This window comes from Pseudoalteromonas sp. ABV4_021, assembly GCF_056159365.1.
In genome coordinates, this window is sequence record NZ_JBSWVB010000002.1 from 1364689 (window position 1) to 1384074 (window position 19386).

At 39.4% G+C, this 19386-nt stretch carries 16 protein-coding genes; 14 read left to right on the plus strand and 2 right to left on the minus strand.

The features are described 5' to 3' along the window. Positions 1-189: 189 nt before the first annotated feature. Positions 190-1611 (plus strand): S41 family peptidase, encoded by a 1422-nt coding sequence (locus ACXAFE_RS20240; protein ID WP_475157175.1) that lies wholly within the window; start codon positions 190-192, stop codon positions 1609-1611. An 83-nt stretch (positions 1612-1694) separates the two neighbouring features. Here ACXAFE_RS20240 and ACXAFE_RS20245 read toward each other — a convergent pair whose 3' ends face one another. Then, positions 1695-2813: a serine hydrolase domain-containing protein gene (locus ACXAFE_RS20245; protein ID WP_475157177.1), complete on the minus strand. Its 1119-nt coding sequence runs from the start codon at positions 2811-2813 to the stop codon at positions 1695-1697. Positions 2814-3189: 376 nt separating this feature from the next. On the opposite strand from ACXAFE_RS20245, the gene ACXAFE_RS20250 reads away from it, so the two are divergent. The 3 genes from ACXAFE_RS20250 to ACXAFE_RS20260 all read left to right on the plus strand — a co-directional run bounded on the left by ACXAFE_RS20250 (position 3190) and on the right by ACXAFE_RS20260 (position 7995). Beyond that, positions 3190-4050: an IS982 family transposase gene (locus ACXAFE_RS20250; RefSeq protein WP_336436498.1), complete on the plus strand. Its 861-nt coding sequence runs from the start codon at positions 3190-3192 to the stop codon at positions 4048-4050. Positions 4051-4187: 137 nt separating this feature from the next. Then, positions 4188-5117, plus strand: coding sequence for an ATP-grasp domain-containing protein (locus ACXAFE_RS20255; RefSeq protein ID WP_475157180.1), 930 nt, complete (start codon positions 4188-4190; stop codon positions 5115-5117). 118 nt (positions 5118-5235) lie between these two features. Continuing rightward, positions 5236-7995, plus strand: a complete 2760-nt coding sequence (locus ACXAFE_RS20260; RefSeq protein ID WP_475157185.1) for a CHASE domain-containing protein — start codon at positions 5236-5238, stop codon at positions 7993-7995. Between the two features lie 272 nt (positions 7996-8267). Here ACXAFE_RS20260 and ACXAFE_RS20265 read toward each other — a convergent pair whose 3' ends face one another. After that, a complete protein-coding gene (locus ACXAFE_RS20265; protein ID WP_475157190.1) occupies positions 8268-8558 on the minus strand; it encodes a DUF6471 domain-containing protein in 291 nt (96 codons plus the stop codon). 250 nt (positions 8559-8808) lie between these two features. On the opposite strand from ACXAFE_RS20265, the gene ACXAFE_RS20270 reads away from it, so the two are divergent. The 10 genes from ACXAFE_RS20270 (at position 8809) to ACXAFE_RS20315 (ending at position 19385) form a co-directional block, all read left to right on the plus strand. Beyond that, the gene (locus tag ACXAFE_RS20270) at positions 8809-9198 is read left to right on the plus strand and encodes a DUF2170 family protein (RefSeq protein ID WP_475157196.1); all 390 of its coding nucleotides are present in this window, start codon (positions 8809-8811) and stop codon (positions 9196-9198) included. An 11-nt stretch (positions 9199-9209) separates the two neighbouring features. After that, positions 9210-9905 carry a PspA/IM30 family protein gene (locus ACXAFE_RS20275; protein WP_475157197.1) on the plus strand — a complete coding sequence of 232 codons (696 nt, stop codon included), beginning with the start codon at positions 9210-9212 and terminating at the stop codon, positions 9903-9905. Between the two features lie 131 nt (positions 9906-10036). Then, a complete protein-coding gene (locus ACXAFE_RS20280; protein ID WP_475157199.1) occupies positions 10037-10681 on the plus strand; it encodes a YjfK family protein in 645 nt (214 codons plus the stop codon). Positions 10682-10693: 12 nt separating this feature from the next. Beyond that, positions 10694-11110 (plus strand): DUF350 domain-containing protein, encoded by a 417-nt coding sequence (locus ACXAFE_RS20285; RefSeq protein ID WP_054979597.1) that lies wholly within the window; start codon positions 10694-10696, stop codon positions 11108-11110. 13 nt (positions 11111-11123) lie between these two features. Next, the gene (locus ACXAFE_RS20290) at positions 11124-11747 is read left to right on the plus strand and encodes a DUF1190 domain-containing protein (protein WP_475157202.1); all 624 of its coding nucleotides are present in this window, start codon (positions 11124-11126) and stop codon (positions 11745-11747) included. A 1-nt stretch (position 11748) separates the two neighbouring features. Further along, the gene (locus ACXAFE_RS20295; RefSeq protein WP_475157204.1) at positions 11749-12930 is read left to right on the plus strand and encodes a glutathionylspermidine synthase family protein; all 1182 of its coding nucleotides are present in this window, start codon (positions 11749-11751) and stop codon (positions 12928-12930) included. Positions 12931-13384: 454 nt separating this feature from the next. Continuing rightward, positions 13385-15703: a TonB-dependent siderophore receptor gene (locus ACXAFE_RS20300; protein ID WP_475157207.1), complete on the plus strand. Its 2319-nt coding sequence runs from the start codon at positions 13385-13387 to the stop codon at positions 15701-15703. A gap of 249 nt (positions 15704-15952) precedes the next feature. Then, positions 15953-16810 (plus strand): chitodextrinase, encoded by an 858-nt coding sequence (locus ACXAFE_RS20305; RefSeq protein WP_475157209.1) that lies wholly within the window; start codon positions 15953-15955, stop codon positions 16808-16810. A gap of 219 nt (positions 16811-17029) precedes the next feature. Further along, the gene (locus ACXAFE_RS20310; protein ID WP_475157211.1) at positions 17030-18745 is read left to right on the plus strand and encodes a vWA domain-containing protein; all 1716 of its coding nucleotides are present in this window, start codon (positions 17030-17032) and stop codon (positions 18743-18745) included. 43 nt (positions 18746-18788) lie between these two features. Beyond that, positions 18789-19385 carry a sigma-70 family RNA polymerase sigma factor gene (locus ACXAFE_RS20315; RefSeq protein WP_475157214.1) on the plus strand — a complete coding sequence of 199 codons (597 nt, stop codon included), beginning with the start codon at positions 18789-18791 and terminating at the stop codon, positions 19383-19385. Position 19386: the final 1 nt, after the last annotated feature.

Consider the following 19386-nt stretch of genomic DNA (forward strand, 5'->3'; position numbering starts at 1 on the left):
GTTAAATTGAGAAAGAGTCAGAATCGATCTTTGGCTTTGAGCACTTGCTTAACTAAACGGTAGTCGTTTGAATGACCATTTGTTTTTCCTCTTCGCTTTCATTTGTATCGGCAATTTAAATTAGGTAGTCTGCCTACTCAATGGACTACAAAAGTCGGAAGAATTCTAATAATAAGGACTTGAATATTAATGAAAAAATTTGCCTTTTTTACACTTCTTTTGCCATTTACCGCGATTGCAAACCCGTTTGACTGTAAAACTGAGTTTGAGTGGCTCAAAACCACGTTTGAAAATAATGATGCTGGATTTGAATATGCAGTTTCTACAAAAGGTGAAAATAGTTATAAAAGTCACAATGCTGAATATCTAAACGCCGTTAAAAATAGTGGCTCAGCAACTGAATGTCATCAACACCTAAAGGGCTGGTTGTCATTTTTTCGAGATGGCCATATTCACATTGGGCTTAATACCGGTGGCGAAGAAGTACAAAACAAAACTTCTAAAATTCATGAGTTTAATGAATTAGCTTTTAGCCAGTATCTTGATACCAAACAAGCAGAGGACTGGGAGGGGATTTGGGCATTTTCAGGCTATAAATTGGCGTTGAAAAAAGAAGGTTCGGACTATAACGCTTACGTTATTGAGTCGAGCAACGAAAGTTGGAAAAAAGGGCAAATTAAATTCATAATTCATGATAGCGGCAACGGCACACATAAAGTGACCTACTATATGGCAGATCACACTTCACGCACTATCGATTCGATAAGTAACCTAGATAAAAATCACTTAGTGTTAGGAGCAAATTGGTTAACGCTGTCACGTCAGAATGCAAAAACTGTGAGCGCACCATCAGTTACTCAATACGTGAAGCTCACGGCGGCGCGCCAACCCTTATTTGAGGTGTTATCAAATACAACTGTATTGCTTAGAATTCCGTCATTTAACCATAGTCTTAAAAAAGAGATTGATAAGGTTATCAAAGATAATTTAGATACCATTTTGCAGACGGAAAATTTAATTATCGATATACGTGGTAACGGCGGTGGCAGTGATGTTAGTTATGACGAGATATTGCCAATTATTTATACCAATCCTATCCGCACTATTGGCCTAGAGTTTTTGTCTACAACACTTAATAACTCTCGCATGCTGCAGTTTATGGAAGATGATCACTTTAGCGACGAAGATAAAGAATGGGCAAAGGAGAGTTATAACAAGTTGGAAAATCGCTTAGGTGAGTTCGTTAATCTGGAAGACGATACAGTCACTGTTGAAACATTCGATCGTGTGCACCCACTACCTAAAAATGTCGGTGTATTAATTGATAATCGAAATGGTAGCACGGCAGAGCAATTCTTACTGGCGGCTAAGCAAAGCCAAAAAGTGAAACTGTTTGGTGTGACAACTCGCGGCGTTTTAGATATTTCTAATATGTACCAAGTTAAATCGCCAAGTAAACATTTCACACTCTATTACAGCTTATCAAAGAGCTTTAGAATTCCAGAGATGGCGATAGACAGTAAAGGCATTCAACCCGACTATTACATTGATGCGAGCGTGCCTGCTTACCAATGGATTGATCACACTCAGAAAATTTTAGAAATGCGTTAATTTATTATTGCCTAAATCCAATGGGGTAAGTTCTTGCATTGTGCGTTGAACTTACCTCATTAACTCTCAAAATTTAGCTTGCTCTACAAAATTTGCTTACGCAACTTTTTGACCAATTTTGCAATATCTAATGATGTATCGTTACAAAATACAATCGATGAATACTGCTTTTCAGGAATGCGCTCATAATTGGTGATAGTGCCAAGCCAGCCACCGCTATGATGAATGATTTTTACACCGTCTTTTTCAGTAATAAATTGGCCATTGGCGTAGTGTTTACCTTCGGCTGTAATATCTGGGTTATTCGGGCGCATAAACTGGTTAAATAATTGCTTTGGCTTTTTACCTAGGGTTGGCTGGTAGAAATAGGCATCCCATTTTGCCATATCTTCAATGGTGGTATGCAAACCGCCATCGCCTACCCAAAATAAGTTGGTCATATTAGTGAAGTAATTGCCTTCTTTATCTTTGCTGTAACCATCTGCACGATTTTTAACGATTTCAGTCGGTTCATCACTGAAAAAGGTATTTTTCATACCTAATGGCTTAAATATGCGTTTATCACTGTATTCGCGGAGACTTTCTCCTGATACACGTTCAACGAGCATCGACAATAAGAAATAAGCATAGTTACTGTAGCTAAAGCGTTCGTTGGGTTGGTTTCTTAACTGTACTGTTTTTACGTAATCGTAGAATTCTTGAATTGTTAAATAGTCTTCATTACCTAAACGAAAATCGCCTGCCATGGTGGATTTAAGTTTTAATGTATCTTTATCGAGCTCAGTGTTTACAAAGTCATAATCCCCCATGCCTGAATAATGGCCTAACATGGCATTAATAGAGACCGGCACCTTGTAGTCTCTTAATTCAGGTAAGTAGGTGCGAATATCTTCCTTTAAGTCGATTTTGCCTTCATCGGCAAGCAGCAGCACAGCAAAGCCCGTAAACTGCTTAGACACCGAAGCAATACGGTGAACATGTGTGCCATCAAGTGGCACATTAAGCTCCATATTGGCTAAGCCATAGCCTGCTTGATGAATAAGCTTGCCATTTTTTATAACGCCGACACTACAGCCAGGGTTTTGCGTTTTTATCTCGGCAAATACACTATCAATTTGTGCTTTATTAGGTGTAGCTGCTTGTACTAAAGCACTTGTTACTAATCCTGATAACAATAATGCAGTACGTGTTTTATTTTTCATAATTACCTGAATATTGTGAAATTTAATGGAACTTAATGTACCTGTTATTTCTAATTGGGCAATTTATAGTTTGTAACAAAGCATTGATTTAAAAATTAAAAATTAAAAATTAAAAATTAAAAATTAAAAATTAAAAATTAAAAATTAAAAATTAAAAATTAAAAATTAAAAATTAAAAATGGTTTTTCTAACTTTTCGTTTAGGAAAGTGAAGCATCATTGTTTGGTTGGAGTTACGCTGTGCTTTGAAAACTCACTGACTGGTTTTGATAATTAAAAGGCTAATTAACCTGAGCTGCACATAAGAAGTGGAACTAAATGCCCTTGCGGTGATCAGATCTTTCGACCAAGAAACATAAGATTACCGAGGCAAGGGCATGAATAACTTAGATGCAATTTACGTAGATGTCGATGATTTTTGTTTATTGTTTGAACCTCAATGGCTTAAACACCTAATAGAATCAGGGGAAAAGCAACGCATTAAGCCATCTCGACTATCCTCCAGCGAAGTGATGACTATATTAATTGCCTTTCATCAATCAGGTTATCGCGACTTTAAAACTTACTACACCAAATTTGTTTGTCAGTATTGGCGACATTATTTTCCTGATTTAGTTAGTTATACACGCATGTTGAAGCTACTTCAGACTACGTTACCTGCTTTGTGTAGCTATCTGAAACAGCGATTCGATAAACCAACAGGCATTGCATTTATCGACTCCACTTCTCTCAAGGTGTGTCACAACATGCGCATTCCTCGCCACCAAGTTTTCGCGGGAGAAGCCAAACGAGGCAAAGGAACAATGGGCTGGTTTTATGGCTTTAAACTTCACCTCATCATGAATGATGAAGGTGGTTTATTAGCTGTAAAAGTGACAGCTGGGAATGTTGATGATAGGAAACCTGTACCAGATATGGTCGATAATGTTACAGGTAGTTTATACGCTGATAAAGGTTATGTATCGGCAAACTTAAAAGCGGAACTTGCTGAGCAAGGCGTTGATTTTATTACAGGTCAACGAAGTAATATGAAACGTCAGCCAATATCATCTTGGGATAGAGCGATGTTATCAAAGCGTTTCATCATTGAAACGGTTTTCGACCAGCTGAAAAATATGGCTCAAATAGACCATACAAGGCACCGCAGCTGCATCTCATTTATGGTTAATTTAATGGCTGGATTAATTGCCTATACCTTTCAGACTAAAAAGCCGAGTATAAAAGTGACTCGGCTTTAATACTTATGCAGATCTGAGGTTAATTATTTTATGTAGAAAAAGATTCTGATAACAACAGATCAGTAAGAAGTATCGCATACATACCTTTTGGCTAATATATAAAACTTGTTATTACCTCTATTCAGTTTGAAAATTGTATGCAATATTGGGAAGTACAAGCAAAACGTCAACATGAGAAAATTATGAGAAAGTGCGCTTTTCTATCTATGGATTGTTTAGATGAGTTTGAAGTTTACGATGAGTTGGTTGAACCTTATTTAAATGAATTGGGTTTCTCGGTAGATACTGTTTCATGGCGCAATACAGGTGTAGATTGGAACCTGTATGAAATGGTGGTTATACGCACCCCTTGGGATTACCAAGATGCGCCAGAGGCCTTTTTATCTGTATTAGAGCAAATAGAAAATAGTAAGGCACAGCTGCAAAATACGCTGGATATTGTTCGTTGGAATATCGACAAAATTTATCTTCAGGAATTAGACGAATTAGGTGTAAGGTTAATCCCCACCAAGTGGCAAAATAGACTCGGTGATACACAGATCACAAAAGCGCAAATAGACTCATTTTTTAGTGCATTTAATACCCAAGAAATTATTATTAAACCACGCATAAGTGCCAATGCTGATAACACCTTTTGGTTGAAAGCAAATCAAGACGTTGACCTTGCTAGTTTAAATAACACATTTAAAGAACGTGACTTTATGGTACAGCCATTTGTGCCAGAAGTTGTGAAAAGTGGTGAGTACTCACTGTTCTATTTTAATGGTGAATATAGCCATGCCATACTAAAAACCCCCAAACAAAATGACTTTAGAGTGCAAGAGGAACACGGCGGTAGTTTGACCTCTATAACGCCAGATGCGTCGCTACTTGAGGCTGCAAAAAAATGCATGATAGCTATTCAAAGGGTACACACTATGCCGCTTTACGCGCGCCTTGATTTAGTTAAATTTAATGGAGAGTTTTGCCTGATGGAGGCAGAGCTTATCGAGCCTTCATTGTATTTTAATATGGATACACAATCGCCAAAGCAATTCGCAAACGCCATTAAAGCCAGATTAACTTAAATTAGTATTCGTGGGTGCAGATTTTGGAGTGATGGTTATTGATTGTAATTACTGGAATTTTTGTTGCATTTTACAATGATGCTTTCTACCTTATTAGTAAACCAGTTAGGAAAACTTCATGCATTCTGAGTCTTTACATATCTCTCACAAACCAAAGCCTTTTGATGCGTTATTTTGGAAGCTGATTTTAGCGTTTATTGTTTCAGGTTACCTGCTTTCGTTTATTTCGTTTCAATCTCAAGTGATGCCAATTTGGTTACCTGCAGGCATTGGCTTAGTTGGGTGCTTTATTTTTGGTAGTGTTTTTGCCCCAGCAGTGCTCGTTGCCTCTTTTATATTTAATTGCTCAGTTACACCCGGCTTTCAGATTACAGATATCGTCAGTAGTATTGGCTTACAGAACTTATTGATTGCAACAGGGGCTAGTCTGCAAGCATGGATTGGTGCGCTTATTCTATCAAAATGGCTCGGTAACCCGCTTAAACTTTCACATAAAGGCCTAGTTAAATTTATTGTGGTCGTTGGCTTTTTGGTAAATCTTATCTCTGCCAATATCGGCATATTTTCATTAAGTATATTTAATCCCCATTTTGACTCCACTAATTATTGGACGAATGTAGGGTACTGGTGGTTGGGTGATTCTCTAGGTGTATTGTTAGCTACGCCATTGATTTTATGCTTGGTTGGTTACAACAAAACCTTCGGCCAGCAAAAAACGGCAAGTAATGTACTTTTAGCCTCTATTGTTTGCTTGTTTTTTGCTGTTATTGCAATCACTTATGTCTTTATTGAATCAGAAAAGCGAAATACATTTGGGTGGTTAGAAAATGAGGTTCAGCACGTCGAAAACAAGGTATATCGAGAGCTGAATAATACCATTTCCATTCTTGAAGAACTCGCCGAAACTGTACAGTCAGCGCCTAATTTAACACAACAAGAGTTTAAGCAAGTAGCGACACAATTGTCGGCAAATTCAAGTGTTATTCGTGCGGTATCTTGGAATCCAATAATTCCTCAGTCCGCGCTTGTCACTGCAAGTAATGAACTAGTTGAAATTTATGAAACAAGTACGGGTATTAAAGGCACCCCCTTAAATACGACAGACCCAATAGTATATGTTAAATACATTCACCCTGTTTCAGGCAATGAAAGCGCAATTGGCTTTAATGTATATTCGAATCCGTCGCGAAAAGAAACGTTAAATTTGGTTCTAAGCAACTACCAACCAAAAGCAACACCTATTATTCAATTGGTACAAACTGAAAAGTCACATCCTGCGTTTTTGTTATTTTTCCCCGTATTTTCAACTGATATTGAACAAGCCCTGCGAGATAATGTGCAAGTAATCGGTATGGCTACAGGGGTCTTTCTTGCTGAAGAATTATTGAGCAATGCAATCAGTGCAATTGACCAAAAAATGTTTTTTATCAGTGTTAGTGAAGCTCACTCACCACAGCCTTTTTATAATAATAGTCAAACTCTGAGTTCTTTAAATGATAGTGATGCTTATAAAGAAATTAGTATTAATCTGCTTGGGCAGTCATGGTCAATAACCTTTTACATAAACCAGGCGAATTTATTGCATTTACAGAACAAAGAATTTGCCCCACTTTACATTCTGCTAGTGATTATTGTTACGGCAATTATGCTGCTTGTATTGATTATGAATAATCAGCAGCAACAGCTTGATCAGCAAGTAAAAGAACGAACAAAATCTCTCGAAAAAGCGACTAATGAAGCAGAACAAGCTAACCTTGCTAAAAGTCGGTTTGTTGCGAATATGAGTCATGAAATAAGAACACCAATGAACTCGGTTATCGGCTTTGGTCAATTGGCGCAAAAAAGCGAAAATATTGACGAAATCAAATCTTACCTTCAACAAATTAATGCTTCTTCTCGATTGTTACTGAATATCGTCAGCGATATTTTAGATTTTTCTAAAATAGAGTCGGGTAATTTATCGCTTGATTTGCAGCCTTTTTTACTTTGCGAGTCATTAAATGACATAGCGACAATGTTCGCAACTTTAGCTAAAGAAAAGCAATTAACATGGCATCAAGAAATTACTATTGATCCAAACTTATATGTGCTTGGCGATCAAACTCGCATTGAACAAATCTTGTTAAACTTATGCAGTAACGCATTAAAGTTTACTAAACAGGGAGGCATTTCATTTAATGCTCACCTAACACCATTAAATGATGATGTGTTAGAGCTTAGTGTGAGTGTTTCAGATACCGGTATTGGCATCGCTGAAGATAAACACCAAGAGATTTTTAAACCATTTATTCAAGCAGATTCTTCAACATCTCGTAATTTTGGTGGAACTGGTTTAGGCCTTGCGATTAGTGGGGAAATAAGTCGTCTTATGAAAGGTAAGATCAAAGTGCGAAATAACGATCCCCAAGGTAGTATTTTTACATTTACTGCACAAATGCGGCATTCTCAACAACCAAAAGCAATAACTGAGTATGAAAGCAACGGTGCGACACAGACATTGCATATACTGGTTGCTGAAGACAATTTAGTAAATCAAAAAGTAATTTCAGCAATGCTTGAAAAATTAAATATGACTTTCGATGTTGTTGAAAATGGAGAACAAGCAGTAAAAGCGGTGCAAGAAAAGCATTATGATGTGGTTTTAATGGACTGCCAAATGCCTGTGCTCGATGGCTATGAAGCCACAAAACAAATTAGAGCAATGCCTGAATTTGATACTTTACCAATATTTGCATTAACCGCAAATGCCGATACTGAGAGTAAAAATTTAGCGTTTCGCATTGGCTTTAATGAGCATTTATCAAAACCAATTACGCTTGAAAAATTACAGTTAAGCTTGCAGCAAGTTGATGCAAAACATAATAAAGACAACACATAACAACACCCAATCTAGTTTGATTTAGTTTGAACATAACAAAGACACCCATTCTAGTTTGATTTAGTTTGGGGGTTTTCTATATCTAGGGTATTTCATATTTCTTAGGTCAAAGGTACAACATAAAAAATCACAATTCCACCAACGCGAACCTGCTAAAATCCATATCTTTAACTTTCAGGGAGCATAATGAGTTGCTAGGGAAGCGAATTTTGTAAATCCGTTCGAATGGTCACTATAGAGAAGTGCACTGTACCAACCTACACCAAGCGCACTTACACTTCGTCTTCTATCTCTTTTGCCATGGTAAGAATTTCTGACAAAATGTCGCCTTTTACATTTAATACTTCAAGAATGATAAGAAATAGGCTCGTTGGCATTAGTCGGTTTGAAACCTTATTGCGTAAGTTACCCGGTGTAAGCACAATACCTTTTTGCTCAAGCAGTTCTGCTAGCTGTGGATACGTTACTTTTTTTTGTTTTAACTTCATGCTTAAAAAGCGTGAAAACGCCTCACCGTAAGGAGCAAGGGCTAGATTATTTTGAATACTCGTTTGTTTATCCATAAAAAATACCTAAGTAGTTTACATTCACGCCAATGTATTAGATAAATAGCCTATATTGCGCACCGGTATTGCAACAGCGTAATACTGAATGCAAACAGGGCTAGGCATATTAAATGCTAAAAGTTACCTGTATTGATATAACACAAATACGTTTTAAGTGTAACAAAATAATAATTAGTGCTATATAAAACTTGCAAGTGTTAGTTATATGTGACATTAATTAAATACCAATAGAAATATGGAGATCAAAATGGCTTTTAATACCGAACAACTGAAAACGGTGTTTTCAACACATCCAGATTGGGTTGTTGAACAAGAAGGTGACTGTGTAAGCATTTCAAACGATGAAGGAATTGATGTGTTTGTTTATGCGGGTGAAACACAGGTAGTGGCTGAAAGTGTGTTGTTTCCGGTAAGTAGCGTTACAGATACTTCAGGACTGAATGAACTGATTTTAAAAAGTCATCAGTTGGTTCCACTTTCTACTGTAGGTATTAGTTCGATATCTGGGCAAGAATATTACGTGGCGTTTGGTGCGTTATCTGTTGACAGTAAAGATTCAGTGCTTGTTGAGGAAATTGAGTCTTTGTTTGTCAATATTCCAGAATTCCTTGAACTGTATGAAGATTATATCAATTAGGAGCAAGTCACATGAGTCTTAAAAAGTTATGGACTGCGCTAGTAGGCGCAACAAATGAAGGGCTTGAAGCGGCCGCAGATACGCAAGCCATCCGAATTTTAGAGCAAGAACTTCGCGAAGCGAAAGAAGAGTTAAGACGTTCAGATCAAAGCCTAACTAGCATCATGGCAAAGCGTAAATTAACCTCGAACAAGGTTACTGCGTTTCAGGCAGATATCGATAAATATTCAGAGCATGCCGTGTCTGCAAGTGAATCAGGCAATATGGAGCTTGCGGTAGAATGTGCAGAGCGCGTTGCTGATTTAGAAAGCCAAATTGCAACGGAACAATCGATTCTTGACGGTTTCGAAAAGTCAGAGAAAACCCTGAAAGATAACATTGCTAAAGCGAAAACAAATGTACGACGCATGGAGCAGCAAATCGATCAGGTAAAAGCGACTGAATCAGTGCAAAAAGCGCAAGCAGCAGCATCTACCCATCATGTTGGTGCTAACAGTAAAGTTAAAACTGCACTAGATAGCCTTGAACGTGTTAAGCAAAAGCAAGCGATGCGAGCAGCTGAATTAGAAGCGGCTGAAGAGCGCGCGGCTGACGAATCTGGCAGCAGTCTTGACGAAAAATTAAAAGCAGCAGGTGTAACACCGGGTGGTCAAACATCGGGTCAGGACAAACTTGCACAGCTGCTAGCGAAGAAAAATGCAGGTTAGTGAGTAACCAATTTAAAAAGAGATAACTTAGTTATCTCTTTTTTAGTTTTTAAACAGTCAACATCACTGTAGACAACCGGTTAGCCCACATGTAACGTTAGCAACCTATGAAGCAAAGTTAAGGAACATTGATGTTCAATTTCTTCAAAAAAGACAAACCAAAAGCCACCATCGCAACGCCAGAAATAATGGGCTTGCGACTCGGAGCAAGTTTTGAAATAGATAAACTCGCGATTAAGCTGATACTTGATGAGCTCGTAATTGGTGATTTTGCCGCGACACAGATTATTCAGGCCGTTGGCAAAGTCGATATGGACGGCACATACCTTTTTAGGTTTTACACAGATGATGAAGCGTGGCTTCAAGTAATTTGTGAAGGCCAGCCAACAGCCGAGAATGTGGTTGATGTGAAGTTGTTTTACTACTTTGATACCTTGGATATTCAAAACCAAGCGCAGTGGGAAAAACTACTTAACCAACAAATTGGCACGCCCACATATACATTGGATGGGCATGAATACAATCGCGTATGGACCTCAATGGGCGATTATCACAACCCTGTTCATATGGCCGAAAAAACCTTCGATGGTAAATCTCAATCCAGTGAAACAGACCAATTCACCATGCTGTTCGAACGTGAATTAAGCGATGGCACAACCGAGTCGCTATTTCTCTCAGCAGAAGAATCGCTTGAATCGTCAGGCAATCTTTCAAGGTGTTTGGTAATTAGCACTGGCATAACATTAAGCTCTTCTCAAATAACAATACATGGATAAAGGAGTCCAATAATGGAAAACGGTTATGATCTGATCGCCGGTGTCACTAATTTTGCAATGTCGTTTGGCATAAGCTTGGTATTACTTTTTGTGTTCAAAATACTGTTTGCTTTTGTAACGCCACACGATGAATGGAAACTCATCAAAGAAGATAAAAATGCAGCGGCTGCAATTGGCTTTGGCGGTGCGGTAGTGGGTTTTGCTTTGGCACTCGCTGGCGCAGTAAGTAATTCAGGTGGCATTTTAGATTTTGCAATTTGGGGCGGTATTGCGCTGATTGCTCAATTGCTGGCGTTTGCAATTGTTCGTTTTGCCTTTATGCCAAAAATCGTTAAACGTATCGAAGATAACGAAATCAGTGCTGGTGTTATTCTCGCGTCGACCAATATTGCCGTAGGCTTATTAAACGCTGCAAGCATGACATATTAATAGGGAGGTCATGATGAAAAAGACCAGACATATTGACTTATCATTGCTGCGAAAACAAGCACGAAAATTCAGCCTAGCACCACTTACAGTTGGTGTTGCCGCGGCGCTTGCAGGTTGTTCAGGTGAACCACAGGAACGTGTAAAAGTAGTGTCATCGGTTGATGATTGTGTTGGCCAAACTGAATTATCGGTTGAACAATGTCAAGCTGCTTACCAAGAAGCGTTGGCAGAAGCTGAACGCACCGGACCGCGTTATCAGCATCAATATTTATGTGAAGCTGACTTTGGTCAGTGTCAGCAATCTAGTTCAGGGTTTTTTACGCCGTTTATTACCGGTTACATTGTCGCTGAGATAATTGATGAAGTAGGTGATGCGTTTGAGCGTAAACATCGTCGCCGTTATAACCCCGTATACACCTATCAAAAAAGTGGCTCTAAACACCGTCAAAAAATAATGACGGCGGATGGCACCATTTTAGGTAGTGCTGGTAAAAGCAGCTATAAAGTGCCTAGCTCTGTAACCAAACCAAAACCGGCGGTAACACGCACAATATCGCGAGGCGGGTTCGGCGCTCAAGCATCTGCTAAGTCTAACTGGGGCGGTGGTAAGTCTTCTTCTCGCGGTTGGGGCGGGTAATATGCTACGACTCCCAATAGCGCAACGACCAAACTGGCAGCGAAAAGCCGAAGAATTTGGCTTTAAATTTCACACCATGTATGGGGAAACCTATTGGGATGAGTCTGCTTACTATCAATTTAATCTTAAGCAAATAGAAGATGACCTGGAAAAACCCACTGAAGAGATACATCAGATGTGTCTGGAAGTTGTTAGCCAGGTCATTAATGACGAAACGCTACTTAAGCGTTTTTGTATTCCCGAGCAGTACTGGGATTTTATTCGCCAATCTTGGGTCAATGGTGACCCAAGTTTATATTCGCGATTAGACTTTGCTTATTCAGGCAATGGTTCGGCAAAACTATACGAAAATAACGCAGATACCCCAACATCAGTCTACGAAACCGCTTTTTGGCAGTGGTTATGGTTAGCTGATAACGTTGATAATGGCGTAATTGTAAAAAAAGCAGACCAATTTAACTCGCTGCAAGAAAAGCTCGTAAATCGTTTTAAAGAAGTCGAATATTTAACGCCCGACAGGACTTTACACTTTGCGTGCTGTAAAGATTCAGAAGAAGATCGCGGCACAGTGCAGTACATGGAAGATTGCGCAATCGCCGCCGGATTAAATACCAAATTCGTTTACATCGAAGAAATAGGTGTAGATGCAGATAACCGCTTCACAGATTCAGATGATCAGGTTATCGACTGGATGTTTAAACTGTACCCTTGGGAATTTATGTTTCAAGAAGAGTTTGGCAACCTGTTAGGCAAACAAAACATGCGCTGGATGGAACCGCCATGGAAAGCGATTTTATCTAATAAAGCATTGTTGCCAATGTTATGGCGCTTGTTCCCAAATCACCCCAATTTATTACCTGCATTTTTTGATGATGAACTGCACTTAGCGCAAGAATGTGATGTGTTGGTTAAAAAACCAATTTTCTCTCGCGAAGGCGCTAATATTTCATTTGTTGATAGTCGAGGCAATCCTATCAGCGGCTCATCAGGTTCAGATGGCCCTTATGGTGAAGAGGGGTTTATCTTTCAAGCCAAGCATGCGCTACCGAAATTCGGCCAAAACCACACACTTATTGGCAGCTGGCTGGTGGACGACCAAGCCGCCGGGATTTCAATTCGAGAAGATGACAGCGCAATTACACAGGATATGAGCCGTTACTTGCCACATGTTATTGTCGATTAACGCCCGTTTATTGCTAATAACACTGTAACCCATATTGTGGATCAATAGTTTAATTTATTGATCCTCTCCAACTTCCATTATTCAGCTTTAAAATTTTATTTGCTGTCTTATTTCCTGATAGACACTTTAGTGGTGGTCCAAATCGCGCTAACTCGTCGTCGGTTCCTCGTAAACAAATAACAAAGACACCCGAACTATTTTATTTAATGGATATGTTTTTATTGTTTAAAAAATATGATTAATCCTTTGAATACTTCGACAAACGATTCAAAAACATAAACTTAACCTATAAAAATTAACATGGTTCACGCTTGAAACATTCAGTTACAATTTTAGGGGTGACAAAAGTTACGCTGCAATCTTAATGGTAATGATAGGTGTTTTCATTTCTGTTATGTTGATTGGTTATTGCATGAGAGCAAATCCAATCACACATTTATTTAAAAGGAATAGAATGAATCCCCTAAAAAGCGTTAAGCTTTCAATCCCAGCATTTAAGTTAACAACACTCGCACTCATAATCTCTCAAAGTATTTCGTTTAACGCTTTGGCTCAACAACACGAAATAGCAGACAGCAGTCAAGAAGACAGTGGCGATAACGCTTCAATTGAACTAGAAAATGAGGCGGATCGCGTCCAAGAGCTGGAGCGAATTTACGTTTACGGCAACACCGCAAACAGTTACTCGGATCCGGCTACAAAATCTGCGACCAAATTTGTATTAAGTTTGCGAGAAACGCCACAATCAGTATCGGTCATTACTAATCAGCAATTACAAGATTGGCAAGCAGTTAACATTACCGACATTTTACAGCATTCAACAGGCTTTCATGCAACAAGTACAGGTAGTTTAGATCGCCCCTCATACAATATTAGAGGCGGCGAAGTAAATCGTATTCAAATTGACGGTGTACAACAGTTTGGTGGTGGACGCCGTCCTGATGTTGATGGCGATTCAGTTGCGTACGAGCGCGTAGAAATATTACGTGGTGCGAATGGCCTTATGACAGGTGAAGGCGAGCCAACGGCGACAGTAAATATTGTACGTAAGCGTGCTACGAGCAAAGAGTTTCAAGGCAGTGTAGCAGCGTCGCTAGGACGTTGGGATCACTATCGCGTTGAAACAGACATTTCAACACCACTTACCAGCGATGGTCGTATTCGAGGTCGTGTCGCCGCAGCCTATAATGATAAAGATTCATACATTGAACGTTATGGCCAAGAGAAAACGTCGCTTTATGTGACTGCCGAGGCAGATTTAACTGACTACACCCTATTACGTATCGGCTATGAATATGCCGATACATCCCAACGGGGTGCGATGAACTCGCATAATCAACCTTATTTCTTTAATGATGGTAGTAAAGTAAAAGTAGGCCCAGGTAAAACTGGTATGTCGGCAACTTGGAGTGCTTGGCCTTTAACGGAGCATACTGCGTTTGCGAGTATCGATCATTCCTTTGAAAGCGGCTGGTTACTTAATGCAATGGCCACCTACAATACCATTGATATGGAAGGCGGCCATTTAATGTTTCTTTGGTACGACGATTTCTTGAATCCTGATGGCTCAGGCACATTTGGTGCCAATTGGGTAATGCCAGGTGGTGAAGATGAGCAGGTCACATTTGATTTTACGCTACAAGGCCCTGTTGATTTATTCGGTCGCACTCATGAAGTGATTATTGGTTACAGTATGAACGACCGAGAATCTGTAGGTTTTGGTACACAAAGCTCAAATGCATCCAGTATTCCCGATAATCCAAATTGGTTTACATGGGATGGAAAACTACCGCGTTATGACTTTAAGCGTTTAGGGCGAAGTTATGTTAACACCACAGATACAAGTGGCTTCTTTGCCGCAACGCGCGTCAATCTGCATGACGACTTTAAACTTATTACAGGCTTAAGAACAACTAATTGGCGTTACACCTCAGATAGCTATGATCCACTTACTAACCAATTTTTAAAGCAACGCGACAATCGTGAAATCGATAATGAAATTACGCCTTATGCTGGTTTAGTTTACGACCTTAATGAAGATTTTAGTATTTACACCAGCTACACCGATGCATTTCGTCCGCAACGCGTTTATGACGCAAATGACAACTTGTTAGACGCAGTTACAGGCCAAAGTTATGAGATTGGCTTAAAAGCTGAATTACTTGAAGGTGCCCTGAATTTCTCAAGTGCACTATTTAGAATCATTGAAAATGGTGTTGCGGAGCGCGATCCGCGATTTGATCAAAATTACCAAACTGCGCAGGGTAACACTCCTTACCGAGTACGTGGTGATGGTGACGAAACCAGTGGTTTTGAAGCGGAAGTTTCAGGTGCCATTAGCGATGGTTGGAATCTTTACAGTGGTGTTTCTTATACACAAACAGAAGATAACGACGGCGAGCGTATTAATACTGAAATACCTAAAGTGTTATTTAACGTATATTCCACTTATGATTTTAGCGAGTTAGTGGATGGATTAACAATTGGTTTAGGTATCAATTATAAAAGTAAATACTATGTAGAACATGGCCGTCCAACGGGGCAGTTTGATAGTAATGGTTCTTCAATTACCACTCCATATCGAATAGAACAGTCTGATGTAACTCTAGTCAATGTGATGGCGCGTTATGATGTAACAGACGATTTAACTGTTAATTTTAATATCGATAACGCGCTTGATAAAGATTACTACGGAGCAATTGCTACATGGAGCCCGACCGTTGTTCGTGGCGAACCATTAAGCTGGAATGTCGGCGTGAGATATAGTTTCTAATCGCAATTCACGTTTTAAATTAGCCTCGTATCTGAGGCTAATTTTTTATGAAATGAAGAGCTGTTACTAAAAAGGGGTGATGGGTAAATCCTCTTGTCGCATCTTTAAAATGTCTTTGTTTTATTCTTGAGTAAGTAATTTCAATTATTAACAAAGAGTTGTAATAATTATGTCATTTTATATTTGCTTTAAATAAGAAAATGAACTTGAGTTAAGAAGTACTAACATTTAATTCAAAAGGAACTTGAAATGGTTAGAATACTGCTTTTAGCGTGTTTGTTTTTTTGTACTCACACTTACGCTACGAATCTACTGCGGTTAGCTTCTGATAAGGAAAACATTGATTTAGCTACCATTCAGCCCAAACATAATCCATGGAATGCAAGCTCAGTTTATATTGCAGGTGATGTGGTTTCTCATAATGAAAATCTATTTGTTGCAATGCACTGGATCAAAGGCATCGAACCAGTTAAAAATACTATTAATTGGGATGGGTGGATTTGGGTGCAAAACTCAGTTATAGAAAAATGGCAACCAGCTAAGGTTTACCAGGGAGGCGATTTAGTTAAATCTGGTACAGATTATTTTCTTGCCCGTTATTGGAATGAAAATCACGAACCTAAGACTAATAATAGTTGGCAGCGCATACGTGATCTTTTTTATGTTGATCCAAAGTTACCACCTGTACATCCTGACGACTATAAAACGTTAGATGGCGTTGACCAAAACGCAAACGGCATTCGAGATGATTATGAGCGAATTGTTTATGAAAAATTTGACTCACCAGAGCTTATCACCTTTAGTTTAGCAGCCGCGCCAACCTTGCAATTAGTGATTGATGTTGAACAAAATAGATTCTCACATTTAGATGAAGATATTGGCAAAAAAATTATCTTAGACTTTGTAAATATTAGCATGTGTACCAGAGTGTTACAGACTAATTTTCCACACTTTAGAAACCCCAAACTCCTCTATTTCAACACGTTGGAGAGAGCGTTTGCTAATCGAACAGGGCAAAATAAGATGCGTCGCCTCATTCCATGGGATGATGAATTTCATTATTCAGCTGATAAAGATTGCGGCGCACTCACTGGGGTAGCGCACTGATCCAACTTTTATAGAGTGATCGTTTTTATAAACGCGAATGTTAAATGTGAGCAGACTTAAATTTTAGCTCGTTACGCGATTTGGAAATTGGGATATTGAAAAGAACCGTTTGCTGATAGCGCTCAGGAGCGGCCTCACAAAAAAACCTAAAAAATAATTCACCCCCAAACTTGTCGTCGTCCGTTTATAGCTTTAAACCATCTATAAAAGAGACAGACTATGAAAACAAAAAAAACCTTCATCGCGTTAACTATCGGTACATTATTGATTTATGGTTGTTCGAATCAAGAGTCGGAAACAATAGTTGCAAAGCAGCCTGAAAATGAAAAACAAGCCCAAACTACTATAGAAAATAAAGAGGTTGCGGAGGTTGAAAAGATTACTGTGACAGGTAGTCGATTGGCTGATGTGCAAACTGATGGGGGAGTTGTGGAGTACATGAAGGCCAGTCAGCCACAAGTCTTAATGGCAACACCTGCAATGAGAAAGCGCATAGCACCACCGCCACCACCCGAATATTTTACGCAGCCTCAAAACCAAGACAACTATCTGCCAAGTGATAGTAATGGGGTATTTCAAGCTGCAACCTCACCGCTTTCTACGTTTTCGGTTGATGTTGATACCGGAAGTTACGCCAATGTGCGTAGTTATTTAAGTATGGGGCAAAAGCCACCACAAGATGCCGTACGCGAAGAAGCCTTTATTAATTATTTTGACTACAACTACCGCGTACCAGAAGATAAATCACAGCCGTTTGCTACTTATACTGAATTAGCACCAGCGCCTTGGAGTGATGAGCGCCGTATTTTGCGTATTGGTTTGCAAGGTTATGATTTACCCGTGAGTGAACGCAAACCTTCTAATTTGGTGTTTTTAGTGGATGTATCGGGTTCGATGCATGATAAAAACAAGCTGCCTTTACTGGTGCAAAGCTTAACCATGATGGTTAAGCAGTTATCGACAAGCGATACGGTGAGTTTGGTGACCTATGCAGGCAATACACAGTTAGTACTTAGCCCCACTAAAGGCAATGAAAAGCAAACTATTATCGATGCGCTGCAAAAACTACAAGCAGGTGGCGGTACACATGGCGAAAGTGGTATCAAAATGGCTTACCAAGCCGCGAAAAAAGCCTTTATTAAAGGTGGAGTGAACCGCATAATTTTAGCCACTGATGGTGACTTTAATGTAGGCACAACTAATATTGGTGTACTCAAAGAGATGATTGCTGACAAGCGAAAACAGGGCATTTCGTTGACCACACTTGGCTTTGGCCGCGGTAACTACAACGATGCCATGATGGAACAATTAGCAAATATTGGTGATGGCAATCACGCCTATATTGATACCCTGCACGAGGCGAAAAAAGTACTTTTAAGGCAAATGAGCGGCACACTGCAAAGTATTGCTAATGATGTCAAAATTCAGCTCGAATTTAACCCTGCACATGTTAAAGAGTACCGCTTGATTGGCTATCAAAATCGTTTCCTGAAAGATGAAGACTTTAATAACGATAATGTCGATGCAGGCGAAATTGGCGCAGGTCATACCGTGACGGCGTTGTATGAATTGACGCTCGCTGGTAACAAAGGGCAAGTTGATGATTTACGTTATCAACAAAAACAAGTGGTAAGTAGCAATGATGAACTATTGCAGGTAAAAATACGTTATAAGCTTCCGGGCGATGCACAAAGCAAACTCATTAGCCAAGTAGTTAATAAACAACATGTCTTACATGATTTTAATAGCGCAAGCCAAGACTTTAAATTTGCGACCTCAGTCGCGGCATTTGCGCAAAAATTAAAGCAGAGTCAGTACTTAGGCAGTATGAATTACCACGATATCGCCATAATTGCACGAGCAAATAGGGGAGATGACCCATTTAACTATCGCGGTGAATTTGTTAACTTGGTTGAACTTGCCAGTGCTTTATAGCTGAATCACCATAGCCTATATGACTCAAAAAATTGAACTACACATGGATACGGACGAGGCACTTATGCTTGATTATGGAAAAGGTGATCAAGCTGCCTTTTGTGCCCTTTACGCCCGTCATAAAGGGCCCTTGTATCGTTATGTGTGTCGCCAATTAGGCACAAATCATCACAGTAAAGCACAAGAATTATTTCAAGAGGTGTGGCTTAGGGTAATTGATAATCGCACCCGTTATAAAGTTGAGGCTAAATTTAGCACTTGGCTTTATCGCATCGCGCATAACTTATTGATTGATGAACTCCGAAAGTTAATGGCGCGCGGGGAACATTTGTCTTTGGTGAATGACGAACAAGGGGAAAGCGATCACATTCCTATTGCATCAAATCAAGGGAATCAAGAAAACACCTTGCATAATAAGTATTTACAGCAGGCGATAAAACACTGTGTTGAATTACTTGTGCCGCAACAACGCGAAGCGTTTTTGCTGCGTCACGAGGCAGGATTTGAGCCAAGCCAAGTATGCGATATTGTTGAGGCAAAACCCGAAACAGTTAAAACCCGATTACGTTATGCCATGTCACAACTTCGCGAATGTTTAAAGCGTAAAGTAGGCGAATCTGAATCAGGAGGCGAAAAGTAGG